This window comes from Shigella sp. FC1967 (assembly GCF_001743005.1).
Taxonomy (GTDB): Bacteria; Pseudomonadota; Gammaproteobacteria; order Enterobacterales; family Enterobacteriaceae; genus Proteus.
In genome coordinates this window covers 1-371 of record NZ_MIIZ01001367.1, presented here as the reverse complement: position 1 = coordinate 371, position 371 = coordinate 1, and the positions used below count along the sequence as shown (strand labels likewise).

1 pseudogene is annotated in these 371 nt (G+C 49.1%); it reads left to right on the top strand.

What is annotated here, in order from left to right:
* The first annotated feature begins 1 nt into the window (after position 1).
* Positions 2 to 356: pseudogene (tnpA, locus tag BHE89_RS22065) on the top strand (IS200/IS605 family transposase).
* The last annotated feature ends 15 nt before the right edge of the window (positions 357 to 371 follow it).

Sequence of the window (371 nt, the reverse complement as noted above, 5' to 3'; positions counted from 1 at the left end):
TCTGATCTTTACGACAAAGTATCGACGTAAGCTATTTGACGGACAGATGCTCGCTCAACTGCGTGATGCATTTGACTCCGCTGCGGCAAAACTTGAATGCGAAATTATTGAGATGGACGGAGAGCCTGACCATGTGCATCTGCTGGTTGCTTACCCGCCAAAAACTGGCGGTCAGTGTGATGGTCAACAATTTGAAATCAGTATCGTCGCGCCTGCTGCGCCAGCAAAACACACATTTGCGGACGCAAAGTAAAACGGGACTTTTGTGGTCAAGGTCGTACTTTGTCTGTAGCACCGGAGGGGCAACGATTGAAACACTCAGAGCCTACGTTCAGAGCCAGTCAACGCTTGATTGATCTTTAAAGCCCTGC